Annotated in this window: 17 protein-coding genes; 13 read left to right on the top strand and 4 right to left on the bottom strand. The window is 71.1% G+C overall.

All coding sequences use genetic code 11. From position 1 onward, the window contains the following. The first annotated feature begins 40 nt into the window (after positions 1 to 40). Entirely contained in the window at positions 41 to 1,201 is a 1,161-nt protein-coding gene (locus tag MYMAC_RS23270; protein ID WP_095959685.1) for an OmpA family protein, read from the top strand. Between the two features lie 29 nt (positions 1,202 to 1,230). After that, positions 1,231 to 1,698: a hypothetical protein gene (locus MYMAC_RS23265; protein WP_013941280.1), complete on the top strand. Its 468-nt coding sequence runs from the start codon at positions 1,231 to 1,233 to the stop codon at positions 1,696 to 1,698. Here the strand turns inward: MYMAC_RS23265 and MYMAC_RS23260 are convergent. Genes MYMAC_RS23260 through lpxB form a run of 3 tightly spaced genes read right to left on the bottom strand, consistent with a single transcriptional unit; the run spans position 1,691 to position 4,203 of the window. After that, positions 1,691 to 2,317, bottom strand: a complete 627-nt coding sequence (locus MYMAC_RS23260; RefSeq protein ID WP_013941279.1) for a MarC family protein — start codon at positions 2,315 to 2,317, stop codon at positions 1,691 to 1,693. The two genes, MYMAC_RS23265 and MYMAC_RS23260, sit on opposite strands and share 8 nt — an antisense overlap. A 6-nt stretch (positions 2,318 to 2,323) precedes the next feature. Further along, positions 2,324 to 3,034, bottom strand: coding sequence for a polyprenol monophosphomannose synthase (locus MYMAC_RS23255; protein ID WP_013941278.1), 711 nt, complete (start codon positions 3,032 to 3,034; stop codon positions 2,324 to 2,326). Positions 3,035 to 3,051: 17 nt separating this feature from the next. Then, on the bottom strand, positions 3,052 to 4,203 hold the full coding sequence (gene lpxB / locus MYMAC_RS23250) for a lipid-A-disaccharide synthase (RefSeq protein WP_095959684.1): 1,152 nt from the start codon (positions 4,201 to 4,203) through the stop codon (positions 3,052 to 3,054). A 59-nt stretch (positions 4,204 to 4,262) separates the two neighbouring features. On the opposite strand from lpxB, the gene MYMAC_RS23245 reads away from it, so the two are divergent. The 9 genes from MYMAC_RS23245 to MYMAC_RS23205 are packed head-to-tail and all read left to right on the top strand — an operon-like array spanning position 4,263 to position 15,180. Beyond that, the gene (locus tag MYMAC_RS23245) at positions 4,263 to 6,146 is read left to right on the top strand and encodes a DUF4388 domain-containing protein (RefSeq protein ID WP_095959683.1); all 1,884 of its coding nucleotides are present in this window, start codon (positions 4,263 to 4,265) and stop codon (positions 6,144 to 6,146) included. Between the two features lie 2 nt (positions 6,147 to 6,148). Further along, positions 6,149 to 7,933 (top strand): ABC transporter ATP-binding protein, encoded by a 1,785-nt coding sequence (locus tag MYMAC_RS23240; protein ID WP_095959682.1) that lies wholly within the window; start codon positions 6,149 to 6,151, stop codon positions 7,931 to 7,933. A gap of 5 nt (positions 7,934 to 7,938) precedes the next feature. Beyond that, positions 7,939 to 9,099: a PHP domain-containing protein gene (locus tag MYMAC_RS23235; RefSeq protein WP_095959681.1), complete on the top strand. Its 1,161-nt coding sequence runs from the start codon at positions 7,939 to 7,941 to the stop codon at positions 9,097 to 9,099. 22 nt (positions 9,100 to 9,121) lie between these two features. Continuing rightward, on the top strand, positions 9,122 to 10,405 hold the full coding sequence (locus tag MYMAC_RS23230) for a 3-deoxy-D-manno-octulosonic acid transferase (RefSeq protein WP_095959680.1): 1,284 nt from the start codon (positions 9,122 to 9,124) through the stop codon (positions 10,403 to 10,405). After that, the gene (locus tag MYMAC_RS23225; RefSeq protein ID WP_095959679.1) at positions 10,402 to 11,403 is read left to right on the top strand and encodes a glycosyltransferase family 4 protein; all 1,002 of its coding nucleotides are present in this window, start codon (positions 10,402 to 10,404) and stop codon (positions 11,401 to 11,403) included. Before MYMAC_RS23230 ends, MYMAC_RS23225 begins: the two co-directional genes overlap by 4 nt. Positions 11,404 to 11,407: 4 nt before the next feature. Next, a complete protein-coding gene (locus tag MYMAC_RS23220; protein WP_095959678.1) occupies positions 11,408 to 12,436 on the top strand; it encodes a glycosyltransferase in 1,029 nt (342 codons plus the stop codon). Further along, positions 12,433 to 13,650, top strand: coding sequence for a tetraacyldisaccharide 4'-kinase (gene lpxK / locus MYMAC_RS23215; RefSeq protein WP_095959677.1), 1,218 nt, complete (start codon positions 12,433 to 12,435; stop codon positions 13,648 to 13,650). Before MYMAC_RS23220 ends, lpxK begins: the two co-directional genes overlap by 4 nt. 31 nt (positions 13,651 to 13,681) lie before the next feature. Further along, complete coding sequence (locus MYMAC_RS23210) at positions 13,682 to 14,695, top strand: bifunctional heptose 7-phosphate kinase/heptose 1-phosphate adenyltransferase (protein ID WP_239988965.1); 1,014 nt, start codon at positions 13,682 to 13,684, stop codon at positions 14,693 to 14,695. Further along, positions 14,692 to 15,180 (top strand): adenylyltransferase/cytidyltransferase family protein, encoded by a 489-nt coding sequence (locus MYMAC_RS23205; protein WP_095959675.1) that lies wholly within the window; start codon positions 14,692 to 14,694, stop codon positions 15,178 to 15,180. The genes MYMAC_RS23210 and MYMAC_RS23205 overlap by 4 nt, the downstream gene beginning before the upstream one ends. A gap of 196 nt (positions 15,181 to 15,376) precedes the next feature. Here the strand turns inward: MYMAC_RS23205 and MYMAC_RS23195 are convergent, their stop codons facing one another. Continuing rightward, entirely contained in the window at positions 15,377 to 16,474 is a 1,098-nt protein-coding gene (locus tag MYMAC_RS23195; protein ID WP_095959673.1) for a glycosyltransferase family 9 protein, read from the bottom strand. An 84-nt stretch (positions 16,475 to 16,558) separates the two neighbouring features. Here MYMAC_RS23195 and MYMAC_RS23190 point away from each other — a divergent pair, with 84 nt between their 5' ends. Further along, positions 16,559 to 17,437 (top strand): YicC/YloC family endoribonuclease, encoded by an 879-nt coding sequence (locus MYMAC_RS23190; protein WP_013941266.1) that lies wholly within the window; start codon positions 16,559 to 16,561, stop codon positions 17,435 to 17,437. Next, the gene (gene gmk / locus MYMAC_RS23185) at positions 17,434 to 18,063 is read left to right on the top strand and encodes a guanylate kinase (protein WP_013941265.1); all 630 of its coding nucleotides are present in this window, start codon (positions 17,434 to 17,436) and stop codon (positions 18,061 to 18,063) included. The genes MYMAC_RS23190 and gmk overlap by 4 nt, the downstream gene beginning before the upstream one ends. Positions 18,064 to 18,854 lie beyond the last annotated feature (791 nt).

Raw genomic sequence — 18,854 nt, 5'->3', positions numbered from 1 at the left:
CTCGCCCCCCCGGCCGGTACTCCCCTGGGACGGGGGGCGATTGAATACCGTCGCACCTCCAACGTCCCCCGCGGGGAGCGTTTCCCTGCACGCCACCTCGTCCTACCCTCGCGGAGGAATCCACCCACACGTGCCGCGGTTGGTCGCGGCCCGTGACGCCCGAGGCCCGCACCGCGCCATGAACGCCCGCCTGCTGCTGCTCACCTTCGCTTTGTCTTCGCCGACGCCAGTGCTCGCGGACGCCATCCGAGTGTCCTTGGAAGGGCGCGCGGTGCTGGGAGAGAAGCTCCCGGCGCTCCTGGTCCACATCGAGGAGCCCATCGCGGGCTTCGAGGTGAAGCTGAAGCGCAGCGACGGCCACGAGGTGGCGGTGAAGGGCGGCGGCAATCCGGGGCTCACGCGCCGCATCGAGCTCGCGCAGCCGGAGGGCCGCTTCCACTACGAGGGAGCGCTCACGGTGCGCTTCCCGGATGCGGAATCCGGCGAGCTGCCGTTGTCCTTCGACACGGAGCTGTACGGCGCGCTGAGGCTGGATGTGCGCAAGGAGGACGTGGACGTGGCGGCGCGCCGGCTGCGCTTCGTCCTGAACCGGCCCGCGAAGCGCGCGGAGCTGACGGTGTTGATGGACACCGGGAAGAAGGCCTTCGAGGGCGAGGTGCCCTTCAAGGGCGAGGCGGCGGGGACGCCGCTGGAGCTGACATGGCCGGCGGAGGAGGGGCGGGTGATGAAGATCTCCCTCCGGGCGTTCGACACGGCGGAGTTCTACACGGGCGTGGACCTGTATCCCTGGCAGGTGGACATTCCGCACGAGGAGGTGAACTTCGCCTCGGGCCGCGCGGACATCCCAGCGGCGGAGCGGGGCAAGCTCGACAAGAGCCACGCGCTCATCGCGGACGCGCTGGCGAAGTACGGGCGCTTCGCGTCGCTGCGGCTCTATGTCATCGGCCACACGGACACCGTGGGGCCGGCGGCGGAGAACCGCGAGCTGTCGGTGCGCCGGGCGAAGCGCCTGGCGGCCTATTTCCGGAAGAAGGGACTACGGGTGCCGGTGTTCTACGAAGGGCTGGGAGAAGAGGCCCCGGCCGTCGCGACGCCCGACGAGACGGCGGAGGCGGGAAACCGCCGCGCGGAATACATCATCGCGGTGGAGGACCCGGTGCTTCAGCACGCGCCTCGCCCCCCGCGCTGGCGAAAGCTGTAGCGCAGTCACCGAGGGAGAGGAGAGGACGCATGGACCGGTTCCACCGGAAGGCGTGGGCGTTGCTCGGGCTGGGGATGCTGGGGGGCACGGGATGCGCGCATCAGGCGCGCCTCGCGGAGCGGCAGGGCGTGGAGGCGGAGAAGTGCGAGCTCGTGCACCGGCTGCTGCGGGAGCCGGTGCCATCCCAGGTCGTCCGTGAGGTCGTCGCGGCCGGACGCGACGAGCCCGCGCCGGTGGTGGTGTACGTGCGCCGTCCGGAAGAAGCGATGCTGGAGCGCTTCTTCTCCGGCGACGCGCCAAGCTGCGGCGACGCCACCTTCAAGGTGGTGCAGGAGAACGTGCTGGACGCGGTGGTGGTGTACCTGCAGGAGGTCCAGGGCGGCTACGCGTACGACGCGCGCCGGGCCAGCCACGACGAGCTGTCCCTGGAGGGCAGGCCGCAGGGCATGCTGAAGCGCAAGGGCCTGGACTGGGTGGCCGTCCCCGGCCCTACCTGAGCAGCTCCTTGCCGCCGTCCGCGATGAACTGCACCGCGATGGCGGCCAGGATGAGCCCCATCACCCGCTCGACAATGGCCACGCCGGACTGGCGCAGCACGCGCTGGATGAGCCCGGAGGCGCGGAGGATGAAGTAGCTGGCGACGAAGGTCAGCACCACGGCGGCCAGCACGGGGATGGCGGAGGTGAGCGTGTCGCCCTTGGCCATCAGCACCATGGCGGTGGCGATGGCGCCCGGGCCCGCCAGCAGCGGAATCGCGAGGGGGACGATGGCCACGTCCTCCTTCACCACGCCCTCCTGCTCCTCGGACGGCGTGGTGCGCGTCTCGGACGGGCGGGCGCGCAGCATGTCCAGCGCGGTGATGAGCAGCAGGATGCCGCCGGCCACGCGGAAGGCGCCCAGCGACACGCCAAACACCTTGAAGATGACGCCGCCGAAGAGGGCGAAGAACAGCATCATCCCGCAGGCCACCAGGCAGGCGCGCATGGCGGTGCGGCGCACCTTCTCCTGCGTGTCCCCGGCCGTCATCGCCAGGAACAGCGGGACGACGCCAATGGGGTCCACCACGAAGAAGATGGCCGACAGCGAGACGAGGAACAGCGAGGCGTATTCCGGCATGACAGCTCAGGCTCGGACAGTGAGCCGCAGCTTCCACACCATGGTGAGAGCCTCGGCGAAGATTTTCTTGCTCATCTTGGAGTGGCCCACGCGCCGGTCCTCGAAGACGATGGGCACCTCGCGCACGGTGAAGCCCTTGCGCAGCGCGCGGTAGGTCAGCTCAATCTGGAATGCGTACCCGGTGCTCTTCACCGCGTCCAGGTCGATGGCCTCCAGCACCCGCCGGTGGAAGCACTTGAAGCCGCCGGTGAGGTCCTGGATGCCCACGCCCAGAATCGACCGCGCGTAGAGGCTGCCGCCGCGGCTGATGAGCTGCCGGCCCACGCCCCAGTTCACCGTGCCGCCGCCCGTGACGTAGCGCGAGCCCAGCACCAGGTCCGCGCCCGCCTCGGCCGCGTCCAGGATGCCCGGCAGGTAGCGCGGGTCATGGCTGAAGTCCGCGTCCATCTCCAGGATGTACGTGTACTGCTCGGCCAGGGCCCAGCGGAACGCGGCGAGGTAGGCGCGGCCCAGGCCCTCCTTCTTCTCCCGGTGGAGCACGCGCACCCGCGCATCCTGCTGGGCGAGCCCGTCCGCGAGCTGCCCCGTGCCATCGGGCGAGTTGTCGTCCACGATGAGGATGTCGACCCGGGGGTCGGCCTCCAGCACCGCCCGGACGATGGCCTCGATGTTTTCCCGCTCGTTGTACGTGGGGATGCAGACCAGGGCAGGGTTCATCACCCGGCCGACATACCCTAAACGCGGCCCGGGGGCAGCAGCTCCAGTACGGACTCCGCCGCGCGGGCGGCCGCGCCCGTCTCTCCCAGCCGGCCGCGCATCTCCGCCAGCCCCTGGAGCATCTCCTCCCGAGGCGCCCCGGGCATCCAGACGCGGCGGACCTCCTCGGCGATGCGCTCGGGCGTCATCTCCCCCTGGAGCAGCTCGGGGACGACGCGCCGGCCCGCCAGCAGGTTGATGAGGGACACGAAGGCCACCTTCAGCATCAACCGGCCCACCCAGTACGTGATGAGCGACACGCGGTAGACGACCACCAGCGGGCGCTGCATCAGCCCGGCTTCCAGGACGGCTGTACCCGAGGCCACCACCGCGGCGTCGCTGGCGCCCACCACCTCGGGCGCGCGGCCCTCCACCAGGATGGGTGTCACGCCGCTGCCCTCGAAGCGGGACGTGATCTCCGCCCGGTCGATGGTGGGCGCGACGGGGACCACCACCTGGAGCCCGGGCCTCTCGGCGGCCAGCCGCTTCGTCGCCTCCACCATGTCGGGAAGCAGACGGCGGATTTCGCTCATCCGGCTGCCCGGCAACAGCGCGAGCGTCGGCGCCTCCTTCGCCAACCCCAGCCGCTCGCGGAAGGCGGTGGCGGTGTCGGACGCGGGCACCTGCTCCACCACCGGGCTGCCGACGTAGCGGGCGCTGACCCCGGCCTCCCGGTAGAACTCCTCCTCGAACGGGAGGATGCAGAGCATCCGGTCCACCAACCGTTTGATGGTGCGCACCCGGCCCCGGCGCCAGGCCCAGATCATCGGGGACACGTAGTAGGCGACGGGGATGCCCAGCGCCTTGAGCTTCTTGGCCAGGCGCAGGTTGAAGTCCGGGATGTCCACCAGGATGGCCACGTCCGGCCTCCGGTCGGCGGCGGCCTGGGCCAGCCCCTTCAGAATCTGGAGGATGCGGGGAATCCGGGGCAGCACCTCGGTGATGCCCATGACGGACACCTCCCGGGCATCGAAGAGCTGCTCCACCCCCTGGGCGGCCAGGCGGGCACCGCCCATGCCAAAGAAGGTGAGGTCGGGACGGCGAGCCCGGAGGGCGGCGACGAGCTCGGCGGCGTGGGTATCGCCTGACGCCTCGCCGGCGACGACGAGGATGCGGGGTGGGGTCGTCATGAGAGGGGCGCGCATCGTACCTGATGCGGGAGCGGATGAAGGTGTAGACTGCGGCCCCCTTGAAGACGCTTCTGCTCGCCGAGAGCCATCCCCCCACGCTCGAGCACCTCAAAGGCCTGCTCTCCCAGGCAGGGTACACCGTTCGCGCGGTGAATGATCCGGTGACGGCGCTGGAGCACTTCGCGGCGGACAACCCGGACGTGGTGGTGCTGTCGGTGGACCTGCCGCGGGTGGAGGGCGCGCACGTGGTGCACCTCATCCGCGGGCACGGGCAGGGCGGCAGGGTGCCCATCGTCGCCATCGACAAGGGGCACCTGGGGCGCGCGCGCGGCGTGAGCTCGGTGCTGGACCTCAAGGTGAACGCCTACGTCGCGGACCCGCTCAAGCCGGGGGAGCTGGTTCCCCGGCTGGAGTCGCTGGTGCGCGCGGCGCAGGCGGTGCCGCTCTCCGGGCTGGCGGCCACGCTGTCCAGGCCCGCCGTCAACTCGGGCGAGCTGAAGGGCTACCCCCTGCCCGCGCTGATGCACTCCATCTACCGGCTGCGCCGGGACGGCGTGCTCGTGGTGGCGCACCGGGGCCTGAGCCGGCGCGTGTACTTCCTCCGTGGCGGGCCGGTGAGCTACGACTCCACGGCGAAGGCGGACTCGCTGCCGGCCTTCCTGCTCGCCCGGAACGCGCTGGACGCGCAGCAGGCGCAGCGGGTGGCGGAGGCGCTGGACTCGGGGCTGCGCATTGGCGCGGCGCTCGCGGACGCGGGCGTGGAGGCGGCGGGCGAGGAGCTGCTGCAGCTCCTGCGCGACTTCAACCGCGACCGGGTGGAGCGCGTGCTGGGCATGCGCGAGGGGCGCTACGCCTTCTACGCGGGCGACGACTTCACGTCGGAGGTCGCCTCCGTGGAGGTGCCGCCGCTGGCCCCCGTGCTGGACGGCGCGCGCCGCTGCTTTCCCATGAAGGTGATGGCGGCCTCGCTGCGCGCGCACATGAGCGACTACCCGGTGCGCTCGCAGGAGTTCGGGCGCGACCTGCAGGCCATGGCGCTGGACACGGATGACCTGAAGGTCGTGATGCAGGTCAACGGCCGCATCGCGCTGAAGGACCTGCTGGCGCACGGGCGCGGCGAGCTGCGCATGGCGTGCTCGCTGCTGTGGTTCCTGAAGCTGACGGGCGGGGTGACGTTCTCCGCCACGCCCGTGGCCACGGGCTCGGACGTGCTGTCCGCGGCGGTGTTGCCGGACCGGATTGCCCCGCGCAAGCGCAAGACGCTGCCTCCCGAGACGGCGGCCTCCTTGCGCGAGGAGGCGCTGCGCATCATCACCCGCAGCTACTTCGGAGGCCTGGGCCTGGACATCGCGGCGGACGCGGAGGCGGTGGAGCGCGCCTACCACGAGACGGCGATGCGCTTTCACCCGGACACCTACGCCGAGTTCGACATCTCCGACCTGAAGGACCTGCTGGAGTCGGTGCAGGACCGGCTGTCCGCGTCCTACCGGGTGCTGAGCGTGGAGGAGAAGCGCAAGGCGTACCTCCAGTACCTCTTCAGCCGGATGGACGTGGGGCGGAACACGGCGGTGGTGGTGGACGCGGAGATTGCCCTGCGCCGGGGAACGTCCGCCCTGAAGCGCCAGGACTATCCCACGGCGGCCAAGGCCTTCGAGGAAGCGGTGTCGCTCAACCCGGACGAGCCGGAGTACTACCCCTTCCTCGCCTGGGCGACGTACCGGAGGCCCACGGGGGCGCTGGTGGTTCGGGCGCAGAAGGCACAGCAGGTGTTGAAGCGGGCGCTGTCGCTGGGCCCGTACGTGGAGCGGTTGCACCTCATCTCCGCCATCATCGACATGGACCTGGGCGACGCGCCGCTGGCGCGGAAGAAGCTGCTGCGGGTGCTGGAGTACAACCCGTACTCCCAGCTCGCGAAGGCGGCGCTGCGCAAGGTGGGACGTTAGCCATGCAGACGGTTCTCTGGCGGCTGCTGCGCTATGCGCGCCCGCATTTCGGTGTGCTCCTCCTGGCCTTCGTCGGCATGGCGGCGGTGGGCCTCACGACGGGCGCGTATGCCTACCTCACGGGCCCGGCGCTGCGCTTCCTGCTGTCGGGCGGTGAAGAGGGCTTCGCCAGCGCCCAGCACGTGCCCTGGCTGGCGGACCTGCCGCGCGAGGCGGCGCTGTGGGGCTTCCCGCTGGTGATGGTCCTCGTCGGCGCGGTGAAGGGCGTGGGGTACCTGGCGCAGTTCTACTTCATGGGCCTGTTCGCGCAGCGCGTGGTGAAGGACCTGCGGCGCGACCTGTTCCGGCGGCTCACCGCGCTGTCGCCAGCCCAGCTCGCGCGCGAGCGGATGGGTGACCTGCTCAGCCGCTTCACCTCGGACGTCAGCGCCGTGGAAGCGGCGGCCATGTACACGGTGGGCTCGTACCTGCGCGACAGCCTCCAGGTCATCATCCTGGCGGGCGTGGCGCTCTCCATGAGCCCCTTGCTGGGCGGCCTCATGTTGCTGGTGATACCGCTCGCGGCGCTCCCGGCCTCGAAGCTGACGCGCAAGGTGCTCAAGCGCACGCGGGAAGGCCAGACGCAGCTCGGCAACCTGGCCGGGCAGCTCCACGAGGGCCTGGGCGGCCTGCGCACCATCCAGGCCTTCAATGGCCAGGAGGCGGAGCTGGCCCGCTTCTCGGTCTTCGCGAAGGCGCACGAGAAGGCCGTGGTGAGCGCGGCGTGGGCGCGGGGCGCGGTGCCGGGGTTGATGGAGGTGCTGGCCGCGGCGGCCCTGGCGGGGGCGCTGGCCTATGCCGCGGGGGCGAAGCTGCTGGAGCCGGAGGCGCTGCTGTCGCTGCTGACGGCGGTCATCCTGGTGTACCAGCCGGTGAAGGACCTGGGCCGGGTGACGCAGTTCGCGGTGCAGGCGGGCGCGGCGGGCGAGCGCCTCTTCGCGCTGCTCGACATGAAGCACCCGGTGGAGGACGCGCCGGACGCGGTGCCCGCGCCGCCCCTGTCCCGGAGCATCCAGTTCGAGGGCGTGCGCTTCGCCTACGGAGAGCGCCCCGCGCTGGACGGCCTGGCGCTGGAGCTGAAGGCGGGCCAGGTGACGGCGCTGGTGGGTGGCAGCGGCGGCGGCAAGAGCACGGTGACGTCGCTGTTGCTGCGCTTCGAGAAGCCCCAGAAGGGCCAGCTCCTCGTGGATGGGGTGGACGCGGACCGGTACACGGCCGCGAGCGTCCGCGCGCAGTTCGCGCTGGTGACGCAGGAGCCGCTGCTGTTCCACGGCACGGTGCTGGACAACCTGCGCTACGCGCGGCCGGACGCCACGCGGGAAGAGGTGGAGGCGGCGGCGAAGGTGGCGCACGCGGACGGCTTCATCCGCGCGCTGCCGGAGGGCTATGACACGCGCATCGGCGAGCGGGGCGTGGCGCTCAGCGGCGGCCAGCGTCAGCGGCTGTGCATCGCCCGCGCGGTGCTGGCGCGGGCCCCGGTGCTGGTGCTGGACGAGGCGACGAGCAGCCTCGACCCCGAGAGCGAGCGCGAGGTCCAGGCCGCGTTGGCGGCGGTGCTCCCGGGCCGCACGGCCCTGGTGATTGCGCACCGGCTGTCGACGGTGGTGACCGCGGACGTCCTCAACGTGATGGAGGCGGGGCGCGTCGTCGAGAGCGGCTCGCACGCGGAGCTGCTGAAGCGGGATGGGCGCTACGCGGCGCTGTGGCGGATGCAGACGGAGGGCTCCTCGGAGCGAGGCGCGGCGTGAGCCGGTTGAAGACAGCGGCGGGGAAGGGGGGGCGGGCGGCGCTGGGGCTGGCGGTCCTGGTGCTGGGCGTCGCGGGCTTCTTCGCGCTCTCCGCGTCCTTCGCCACCTACCCGGTGGTGCTCCCGAAAGAGGATGCGCCTCGCTGGGTGCGGGGCGCCTTCCACGTCCACACCACGCGTTCGGACGGGCGAGGCACGCCGGAGGCGGTGGCGGCGGCGGCCCGGGCGGCGGGCCTGGACTTCGTGGTGCTCACCGACCACAACGACTTCGCGCCCCGCGAGCCGGCCTTCGTCCACGGCGTGCTGTTGGTGCACGGCGTGGAGATCTCCACGTCGCACGGGCACCTCGTGGCGTTCGGCATGGCGCGCCCGCTGGAGGGCATGCGCGCGTGGATGCCTCCAGGGGACGCGGTGCGCGCCGTGGAGGCCGCGGGGGGCACGGCGGTGCTGGCCCACCCCGTCCAGAAGCGCAACCCCTGGAAGGATGACGCGAGCGCGAAGGAGGCGCCCGGCTTCGAGCTGTACTCGGCGGACACCTTCTTCCGGCACGCGGTGCGCAACCCGTTCAGCCGCTTGTTGCCCGCGGTGGGCGCGTCGTTGACCAACGCGGTGCATGGCGTGATGTTGCTCGTCGCGCCGGAGCCGGAGCCCATGGCCCGCTTCCTGGAACTGTCGCGTGAGCGCCCGCGCCTGGCGTTCTGCGCCCATGACGCACACGGCCTGCCACCCTACGGGGCGGTGTTCGCGTCCCTGGCCATGTACCTGCCCTCGGAGACGCTGCCCTTCCCGCTGCCCGAGGACGCGAAGGACGCGGCGGTGCGGGTCAGCCGGGCCCTGGGCAGCGGCCAGGCGCTGTGCGCCTTCCGGGCGCTGGGAGAGCCCGGGGGCTTCGTGTTGGAGGGTATGGACGCCGTGCGGCGCGAGGCCCGCGAGGGAGACCGGCTGACAGTCCGTCTCCCAGGGCTCCCCGAAGCGGACTCGGCGCGGGTGCGGGTGTGGGGAAGCGGCCGCCTGGGGGCGGATGGCCGGTCCGTCGAGCTGACGGAGCCGGGCGTGGTGCAGGTGGAGGTGTGGGTGCGTGCGCCCGGGCGCTTCTTCGGGACGGAATGGCGGCCCTGGCTGGTGCCTGGCCCCGTGCGCGTGCTGCCCCGCGGGCCGGGCATCTGATAGACGGCGCGTTCAGCCGCCCATGCGCGTCCTCTACGTCCTCGCCACCTACCTGCTCTTCGCAGCCCTGTTCCCGGTGCTCGCACTGCACCGGAAGACGCGCCATGGGCTGATGGAGCGCCTGGGCTTCTATGGCCCGGACAGCCACCTGCCCCCCGGTGACGGGCCCGTCCTCTGGCTGCATGGCGCGAGCGCCGGGGACCTGCTGGCCCTCTCGCCGATGTTCGGCCCGCTGCGAGCCCGCTTCCCGGGCTGCCGGCTGCTCCTGTCGACGATGACGGACAGCGGCTATGCGATGGCGAAGGGGCGGCTGGCGAACGACATCGACGGGGTCATCTACGTCCCCTACGACCTCTGGGGCGCGACGCGGCGGGCCGTCCGGGCCATCCGTCCGGACGTGCTGGTGTTGGAGTACACCGAAATCTGGCCCAACCTCATCCGCGCGGCGAAGCGGGGCGGGGCGCGGGTGGTGATGACGAACGGGCGCTTCTCACCGGCGAACGTGGGGAAGTACCAGACGTTGTTCCGCCTCATCGGCAACCCGCTGAAAGACCTGGACCTCCTCCTGATGCGCGAGGAGGACGAGGCCGTCCGCGCGCGGCGGCTCGGCGCGAGGCCGGACTGGGTGAAGGTGACGGGGAACACGAAGTTCGACGCACTGGCCGCGGGCCCCGTGGCCGAGGACGAAGCCCTCCGCGCGGCGCTGGGGCTGGCGGCGGGCGAGCGCGTATGGATTGCCGGCAGCACGCACGAGGGGGAGGAGGCCCCGCTCCTGGGGGTGTATCAGCGACTGCTCCAGCGGTGGCCGGACCTGCGGCTGGTGATTGCGCCCCGGTATGTGGACAGGGCGGCGCGAATCGTGTCGCTCGCGCGGGAGGCGGGGCTGGGCGTGGGGCTTCGTTCGCAGGGCAACCCCGAGCGGGGCCAGGTGGTGGTCCTGGACACCATCGGCGAGCTGTCGAGGGCCTACCGGCTGGCGACGGTGGTGTTCGTCGGGGGCTCCTTCACGGCGCGGGGTGGCCAGAACATCCTGGAGCCCGCGGGGCAGGGGAAGCCGGTGCTCTACGGGCCGCACATGGACAACTTCCGGGACAGCGTGGCGTTGCTGACAGGGCAGGGAGGGCTCCAGGTGCGGGACGCCGCGGCCTTGGAGGAAGCGCTCGTATCGCTGCTCGACTCACCGGACCGGCTCGCGAGCCTGGGCGCCCAGGCATTGGAGACGGTGCGCGGGATTTCGGGCGCCAGTGAAAGGAACGCGGAGGCGATGACGACGTTGTTCCCGCATGGGAGACCGGACCCGCGATGACCCTCATCATCCACCCGCACTTCCACCACCGCTACACGGGCGTGACGCGCCACGTGGAGTCGGTGGTGCCCGCGCTGGCCCGGGATTCGGAGACGCGCGTCATCGGCTCGGGCTTGAGCGAGGGGCTCCCAAGAATCACGTGGCCGGAGCTGCTGCGCCGCCTGCGCCAGGAGCCGGTGGTGTGGCATGCGCACCGGAACAACGAGCTGCTGGTGGGCATGCTGCTGAAGCTCCTGGGCCGGCAGGTCCGGCTCGTCTTCACCCGGCACACCTCGATGGCGCCCAGCGGCTTCACCCGCTTCATCGCGAGGGGCGCGGATGCGCTCGTCTCGTTGACGAAGCAGGTCGCGGACGTCATCGCGCTGCCGTCCACGGTGGTCTCCCACGGCATCGACCTGACGCGCTTCCACCCGCCAGAGAATCGGGACCTGGCGTGGCGCAAGCTCGGCCTGGGGGGGCGTTACGGCATCGGCGTCATCGGACGCATCCGGAAGGAGAAGGGGCAGGGGGACTTCGTCCAGGCCATCCGGCCGCTGCTGTCCCAGCACCCCGAATGGCAGCCCGTCCTCGTCGGGCTCGCGAAGGGGCCGGACCTGGACTGGCTGAACCAGGAGATGGCGGGCATCGAGGACCACCTCGCGTTGCCCGGCGAGCAGTCGGTCATCGAGCCCTGGTACCAGGGCCTGAGCGTGCTGGTGCACCCCTCGTACGCGGAAGGCTACTCCCTGGTCCACGTCGAGGCCATGGCCTCGGGCTGCTGCGTGGTGGCCTCGAAGCTGCCGTATCTGGACACGCTCATCGAGCACGGCCGCACGGGCTTCTTCTTCGAGCCTGGAGACGTCCAGGGCCTGCGCGAGCTGCTGGACATGTTGATGCGAGAGCCCGAGCGCGCCCGGGAGATAGGCCGCAACGCGGCGGAGGAGGCCCGTCGGCGCTGCGGCGTGGAGCACGAGGCGCGGGCGCTCTCCGACGTCTACCGGTCCACCGTGGAGCGCTGACCGGATGCGAATTCTCCATCTCCTCGCGAGCCCCTTCTTCAGCGGTCCGGCAGAGAACGTGGCGCTCCTGGCTCAGGCACAGCGAGCCGCGGGCCATGACGTCACGGTGGCCGTGGACCGCCGGCGCAAGGAGGTGCTGGCGGAGGAGCCCGCCGCTCCGCGCTTCCAGGAACTCGGCTTGTTGGACGAGGGAGGCCTGGAGCTGTCCGTGAAGTCACCGCCCTGGCGGATGTTGCGCGACCTGCGCCGCTTGAAGGCACGAACGGTGGATGTGGTGCACTCGCACTTCAGCCACGACCATCTGCTGGCGCGGTGGGGGCGGCCCGCGGGCGCCATCCTGGTCCGCTCGCTGCATGCCCCACGCTCGTTGCGGGCCTCGCTCCCCGCGGCGGACGCCTACACCGTCCCCGCGAGCGCGCTGCTGCCTCGCTTGCTGGAGAAGGGCGCGACAGCCCAGGTCCTGCCCGCGTTGGTGGACGCCCGGTTCCATCCGGCGACGGCCGCGCGCGCCCTGCGAGCGGAGCTGGGGCTCGAAGGCGAGCCCCTCATCGGCATGGTCTCCACGTTTCAGCCCTCCCGCAGGCACGCCGTGGGGGTGGAGGCCTTCGCCCTGTACCGGAAGCAGCGGCCGGGTGCGCGCCTGGTCCTGGTGGGGGATGGCGCCCTGCTGGAGCCGACGCGCGCGCAGGTCCAATCCCTGGGGCTGGCGGACGCCGTCACCTTCGCGGGCTACCAGCAAGGAGACGCGTTCGCGCGGTGGCTGAGGGCGCTCGACGAGGTCTGGCTGCTCGGGTTGGGCAATGACTGGAGCGCCCGAGCGGCGGCGCAGGCCCGCGCGTGCGGTGTCCGCGTGGTGGCGGTGGACGAGGGCGCGTTGCCGGACCTCGCGGACGCGCGAGTGGAGAAGCCCACACCGGAGGCGGTGGTCTCCGCGGCGCTCTCTGGCCAGCGTTCGCCGGTGAAGCACCCGACGAACGAGCAGGTCGCCGCGGATGTCCTCGCGCTCTACGCGCGAGCGAGGCGTGTGCCGTGACGCCCGCCGATGCCCCCACGGCCATTGAACGCGTCTTCTACCCGCCGTCCCCGGAGCCCTGGGAGCGGCGCGTGCTCTTGTCGCCGCTCACCGTGCTGTCATGGCCGTACGCGGCCGCGGTGCATGTGAGGGGAGCGCTCTACGACGCCGGGCTCTTGCGCGCGGAGCGGGTCGAAGGGCTCAAGGTCCTCTCCGTGGGCAACGTCAACGTGGGGGGCACGGGCAAGACGCCCGCGGTCCTCCACCTGGCCGAGCAACTGGTCCAATCAGGCCGCAAGGTCGGAATCCTCACGCGAGGGTACGGTCGCGCCACTCGGGAGCCGTTGACCTTCATTGGGACGGAGCCGCTTCCGTCGGCGGACGTCGCGGGCGATGAGCCGCTGCTGCTGGCACGTCGGTGTCCCCAGGTCCGGCTCTTCGTGGGCTCGGACCGCGTCGCCAGCGCCTACCGTGCACGTGATGAGTTCGGCCTGGACACGGTGTTGCTCGACGATGGGTTCCAGCATCGCCGGCTCGCGCGTGACGAGGACTTCGTCGTGGTGGACGAGTCCGTGGGGCTGGGGAACGGCCACATGCTGCCGCGGGGGCCTTTGCGCGAGCCGCGTGGCTCCCTCCGGCGCGCGACCCTCTTCTGGCTGAGGGCCACCGCGACATCGGCGGCGGCGACCCCCTCTCCGCGCCTGGCCCGTGGCGTCGATGCCGTCGCTCAGGAACCGCACGCACACGCTCATCAAGGCGATACGCACCGGTGGGTGCCGACAGGCGACAGCCCGGAACGCTTCGCGGACACGCTGGGCGGGTGGTTGCCCGCGAGCCAGGGGATTCCCAGGGTCCGGACTCGCTACCGGCCCACGGCCTGGGTCGACCCGGAGGGCGTCCTGCATCCCGTGACGGCGATGACCGCGCAGCCCGTGCTGGCGCTGGCCGGCCTCGCCCGTCCAGGGGGCTTCCTGCAGACGCTGCGGTCGCTGGGGACCGAGCTGCGTGAGGCCGCGCTGTTCCCGGACCACCATCGCTTCACGGCGGATGAGCTGCGTGACGTCCAGGCGCGGGCGGTGCGCCAGGGGGCGAGGGTGGTGACGACGGAAAAGGACGCGGTGCGTCTGCCTCAGGGCTTCGAGGCCTGGGTGGTCCGCCTGGGCGTCGAGATTCTGGAAGGTGAATCCCATTTGCGCCGAGCGCTTGGGCTGGAGGATGTACCGCGCGGCTTGTGAGGTGGGGACGCCTGTGGGACAAACCGCCGCCATGGCCGCAGTCTCGCCCGCTCGTTCGATGCCGTCGCTCTCCCGCCTGCCGCTCGCGTTCGCACGCCGAAAGGTGTTGCTGGTGGGCGACCTCGTTGCCGACCACTACATCTACGGACAGACGGACCGGGTGAGCCGGGAGGCCCCGGTGCTCATCGTCCGCTACGAGTCCGCGGAGGTGAAGCTCGGCGGTGGCGCCAACGTCGCGGCCAACGTGCGAGCCCTGTCCGGGCAGGTCTCCGCCGTCGGGGCGTTGGGGCAGGACGAGATGGGGAAGGAGCTGCGGCGCCTGTGCACGGAGTCCGGCATCCAGTTGGACGCGGTGAGCGGGCGCGGCATCGAAACGGAGACGAAGACGCGCATCCTCGCCGGTGGCGTGAGCACCACGCGGCAACAGATGCTGCGGCTGGACCGGGGCCAGCGTGGCTCGCTCCCTCCGAAGATGCGCAGGGCGCTGGCCCGGCAGGTCGAGTCCTCCGCCCAGGGCGTGGACGCGGTGGTGGTGTCCGACTACGGCGCCGGTGTGCTGGGGGACGAGGTTCGTGACGTGCTTCGGCGCCTGGCCGCGGCTGGCATGCCCGTCTGCGTGGACAGCCGCTACGACCTGTCTTCCTTCTCGGGGCTGACGGTCTGCAAGCCCAACGAGCCGGAGCTGGAGGCGCTCGCGGGGCACCCGGTGCGGACGCAAGAGGACTTGTTGGCGGCGGGGGCCGCCGCGTTGAAGCGGCTGGCGTGTCGCGCGCTCCTGGTGACGCGAGGCCGTCACGGCATGGCGCTCTTCGACGCGGACGGGGGCGTGGACCTCATCCCCGTCCATGGCGCGAAGGCCGCGGTGGACGTGACTGGGGCGGGAGACACGGTGATTGCGACGTTCGCCCTGGCGTTGGCCGCGAAGGCCTCGTTCGGTGATGCGGCGCGGCTGGCGAACGTGGCGGGTTCGTTGGTGGTGCAGAAGCCGGGCACCGCGACGGTGTCCCGCGATGAACTGCTCGAAGAGCTTCGGAGCGCGCGATGAGCACCCTCGAGAAAATCCAACCGCTCGCGAAGGTGGCGGAGGAGCGTGAGCGCTGGCGGGCCGAAGGGCGCACGGTGGCGCTGGCCAACGGCGTGTTCGACCTGCTGCACGTGGGCCATGTCCGCTACCTGGAAGGGGCGCGGGCCCTGGCGGACGTGCTCGTGGTGGCGGTGAACTCGGACGCCTCGACACGGGCCTACAAGGGCCCGGGCCGTCCCTATATCCCCGAGGGTGAGCGGGCCGAACTGGTGGCCGCGCTGGCCTGCACCGACCGGGTCATCGTCTTCGACGAGTCCAACGTCCGCGTCATCATCCGGGCGCTGAAACCGGACGTCCACGTGAAGGGCACGGACTACACGCCGGACAGCATCCCGGAGGCGGATGAAGTCCGCGCCTACGGCGGGCGGACGGCCGTCTCCGGGGACCCGAAGGACCACAGCACCACGGACCTGGCGCGGCGGCTGGGCCGCGAGGGCGCGGGGTAGACGGTGCCCTTGCTGGACCCGCGGGTGCGCGCCGTCCTGGGGTGTCCGCTCTGCAAGGGCGCCCTGGACGAACACGAGGCCCCGCCCCGGCTCTCATGCCGGCGGTGTGGGGGGAACTGGCCCGTGGAGGACGGCATCCCCAGGCTCACTCCGGAACGGGCATGGGTGGAGCCGCAGCCGCCCGGCGATTGACGTCTCAGGAGGAGAGGGCCGCGGCGAACGCCCGGGCCTCGTCCGCAGCGCGCGCTTCCAGCCCCTGGCCCCCCGCGCCGTCTACCAGGGGCGTGAGGTCGACCATGCGGTGGGGGGCGTAGGCATGGCCCCAGCGCTCCATGTCCATCCGGAGGAAGAAGGCCAGGGTGGGAGCGCCCACGGCGACGGACAGATGCATGGGGCCGGTGTTGTTGCAGACGGTGAGGCCCGCGGCGCGCATCAGCGCCGCCAGTTCGTCCAGGTTGGTGGCGGGCGCGAACTCGGCGCCAGGCGCCGCGTCGACCACGCTGCGCGCGAGCGCTTCCTCCCCAGGCCCCCATGTGACAATGGGCACGCGCCCCAGCGCCACCAGCGCCCGGGCCGCGGCGGCGAAGGCCATGGGGGGGATGCGCCGGGGCCCCAGACGCCCACCGGGATTGATGACGGCGGCGGGCTTTCCAGCGAGTGACTCCAGATAGGCGTGGATGGCCGGGCCCACAGCGGGCTCCCGGAAGGACAATCCGCGCGCCATGGGGGTGCCATTCGTGAGCGGCGTCAGCAGGTGCGTCCGCTGCACGGCTTCGTTCCGCGTGTCCGAGCGGGCCGGAACGGGCAGGGAGTGCAGCCGGGACACCGGCCAGAGGTCGGGGCCAATGACGACGGCCTCGGGGCCCGCGAGCCGGGACACGAGCGCGCTCGTGACGGAGGGCGATTCCCAGTTGGCGCAGTCGACCACCACGTCATACCGGGCGCGCCGCAGCGCTGCGATGCCGGGCGCCAGGGCACCGAGCCAGATGCGCCGCCGGTCAAAGGGGATGATGGCGTCCGCGTCCGGATGACCGGTCAGGACGCGAGCGACCTTCGCATGCACCAGGACATGGACCTCGGGCGCGGGCTGGAGGTTCGCCTTGAGTGTCCGCATCAACGGGGTGGTGAGGAGCGCCTCGCCCACGCGGTTGTCGGGCCGCACGAGCAGGACCTTGCGAGGATGGGGGAGTGGGGTGCCAGGACGCCGCCGGCGGCGCGGGCGCCACAGCAGGGCGGACGCCACGAACGCCAGTGTCAGCTTCGCCCATGACTCGAGCCGCTTGTGCCAGGACATCTCGCGGCCGGACCCTACACAGAACTGGGGGCGGTGCAAGCGCGCGGCTTGACCTCGGACCCGAAAGCCCCTAGCAACCGCCCAATGTTGAAGAGCATGACCGGGTTTGGCGCGGGCCGCGCGCGCGTGGGGGACGAGGAAGTCTCCGTCGAGCTTCGCTCGCTCAATCACAAGTTCTGTGAGGTGAAGGCACGCCTTCCCCGGGAACTTTCGTCCCAGGAAAGCCTGGTGACCAAGCAGGTGAAGGACCGGCTCGCCCGGGGCTCGGTGGAACTGCTGGTGAAACGGCAGGCCCCCACCGCCTCCGGGACGGTCCCCACCGTGGACCTGGGCCTGGCGCGTGAGTACGTGCGCGCGTTCCGAGAGCTGGCCAGCGAGCTGGGCCTCCCGGGAGACGTCGCCTGGTCGCAGGTGGCGAACCAACCAGGGGTGGTGCGGCTGGAGGAGAAGGGCGTGGAGCTGGAGTCCGCCTCCCAGGCGCTCCAGGCGGCCCTGGACCAGGCGCTGACGGCGCTGGAGAAGATGCGCCGCATCGAGGGTGAGGCCATCCATGCGGACCTCGATGCCCGGGTGAAGCTGCTGGAGGGGTGGAGCAGGGAGGTCGCTCAGCTCGCGCCGAAGGCCGTGCAGGAGTACCAGCAGCGGCTCACTGACCGCATCGCCGAGCTCGCCAGTGGCGTCGCGGTGGACCCGCAGCGCCTGGCCCAGGAAGTGGCGCTCTTCGCCGAGCGCACGGACATCGCCGAAGAGGTGACCCGCCTGGCGAGCCACCTGGAGCAGTTCCGGGCCCTCATGGCCAGCACCGAGCCCGCTGGCCGTCGAATGGACTTCCTCGTGCAGGAGATGCACCGCGAGGTGAACACGACCGGCTCCAAGAGCCAGCACGCCGAGATTTCCGTCCGGGTGGTGGCGATGAAGGCCGAGGTCGAGCGCATCCGCGAACAGGTGCAGAACGTCGAATGAACGCGAATATCGTGCTCCCGCCTGGCTTGTTGCTCGTGCTCTCCGCGCCGTCTGGGGCGGGGAAGACCACCCTTGCGCACCGGCTCCTCAAGGAGACGCCGGATGCGGTGTTCTCCATCAGCGTCACCACCCGCCGGCCTCGGGGGAAGGAGCGCGAGGGGGTGGATTACAACTTCGTTGATGTCGCGACCTTCCAGTCGAAGATCGAGCGCGGCGAGTTCGTGGAGTGGGCGGAAGTCCACGGCCACTTCTACGGAAGCCCCCAGTCGGTGGTGGACGAGGCGCGTTCGCGTAAGAGCGCCGCCATCTTCGACATCGACGTGCAGGGCGGGCAGGCCATCAAGCGCAAGCACCCGGACGCGGTGACGATTTTCGTGCTGCCGCCTTCCATGGAGGAGTTGGAGCGGCGCCTGCGGGACCGCCAGACGGACTCCGACGAAACCATCCGGCGCCGCATGCTGGCGGCCCGCTCGGAGATCGAGCGGGGAATCGCGTCCTACGACTACGTCGTCGTGAATGATGATTTCGAGCGCGCATATGGAGAGCTGCGCTCGGTCGTGGTGGCGGAGCGCTGCCGACGGGGCAGGGTGGATGTGTCGAAGCTGGGCCTGGGAATCGGCGGCTGACCTCCAGGCAGGAAGTGCCCGGAATCAAACTTCTTGCGCAGGCTGAACCCTCGGTGGACAAGCGGTCCACCTCGCCGCGTTGCGCGGGCGTCACAAAGGCGCTCGGGAGCACGGCGGCCACCTGCGTGTCCGCTCCTGATTGGGAGCGGAATCTGTCGCGCGAGTGCCCTGGTTCTCTGAACGACGTCGAAATAAGACCGCGAACCTGGCGCGTTCACTCCAATGGATGCGGAGCGTCGGGTTCGAAGCGGTCGACCGAAGTGAAGTAGACCAGCGGGCGGGCGGTAGGTGTGTGGGAGCCATCTCCAAGGGGCGATGGAACTGGGGTGTCGGTCGGTTCTCGGGAGCAGGACGCTCGGGCGGTTGACAGGAAGCGCGGCAGTGGTAGAAGCCGCGCCCCTCGCGAAGAAGCCCGCGCACTGGCGCGGAAGGCACTTCGAGCGAGTCAGTACGACAACGAGGAATACGGCGGTCAACGCAGCGGGTTGACAGAAGACGCGGTGGTGGTAGAAGCCGCGCCCCCGACGAAGAAGCCCGGAAGGAAAGGGCGGACGAGTCGAGGGAGTCAACGAAGCAGTGGTTGACAGGGAGGGCGGCGAAGCGGTAGAAGCCGCGCCCCTCCGGAAGAAAGCAGCGGAAGCCACTGGGCGGCGCTGAAGACTCCGGAAGCCAGCAGGACGGCGAAAAAGAGCAGCTTGACAGAAGACGCCGGACTGAAATAGAAGCTGACGCCCCGCCGAACGAAAAGACGGCGAGGCAGCAGCGAAGAAAACGGTAACAAGAAGTCGCGG

The organism is Corallococcus macrosporus DSM 14697, from assembly GCF_002305895.1.
Taxonomy (GTDB): domain Bacteria; phylum Myxococcota; class Myxococcia; order Myxococcales; family Myxococcaceae; genus Myxococcus; species Myxococcus macrosporus.
This window is presented reverse-complemented; position numbering and strand designations above follow the sequence as displayed.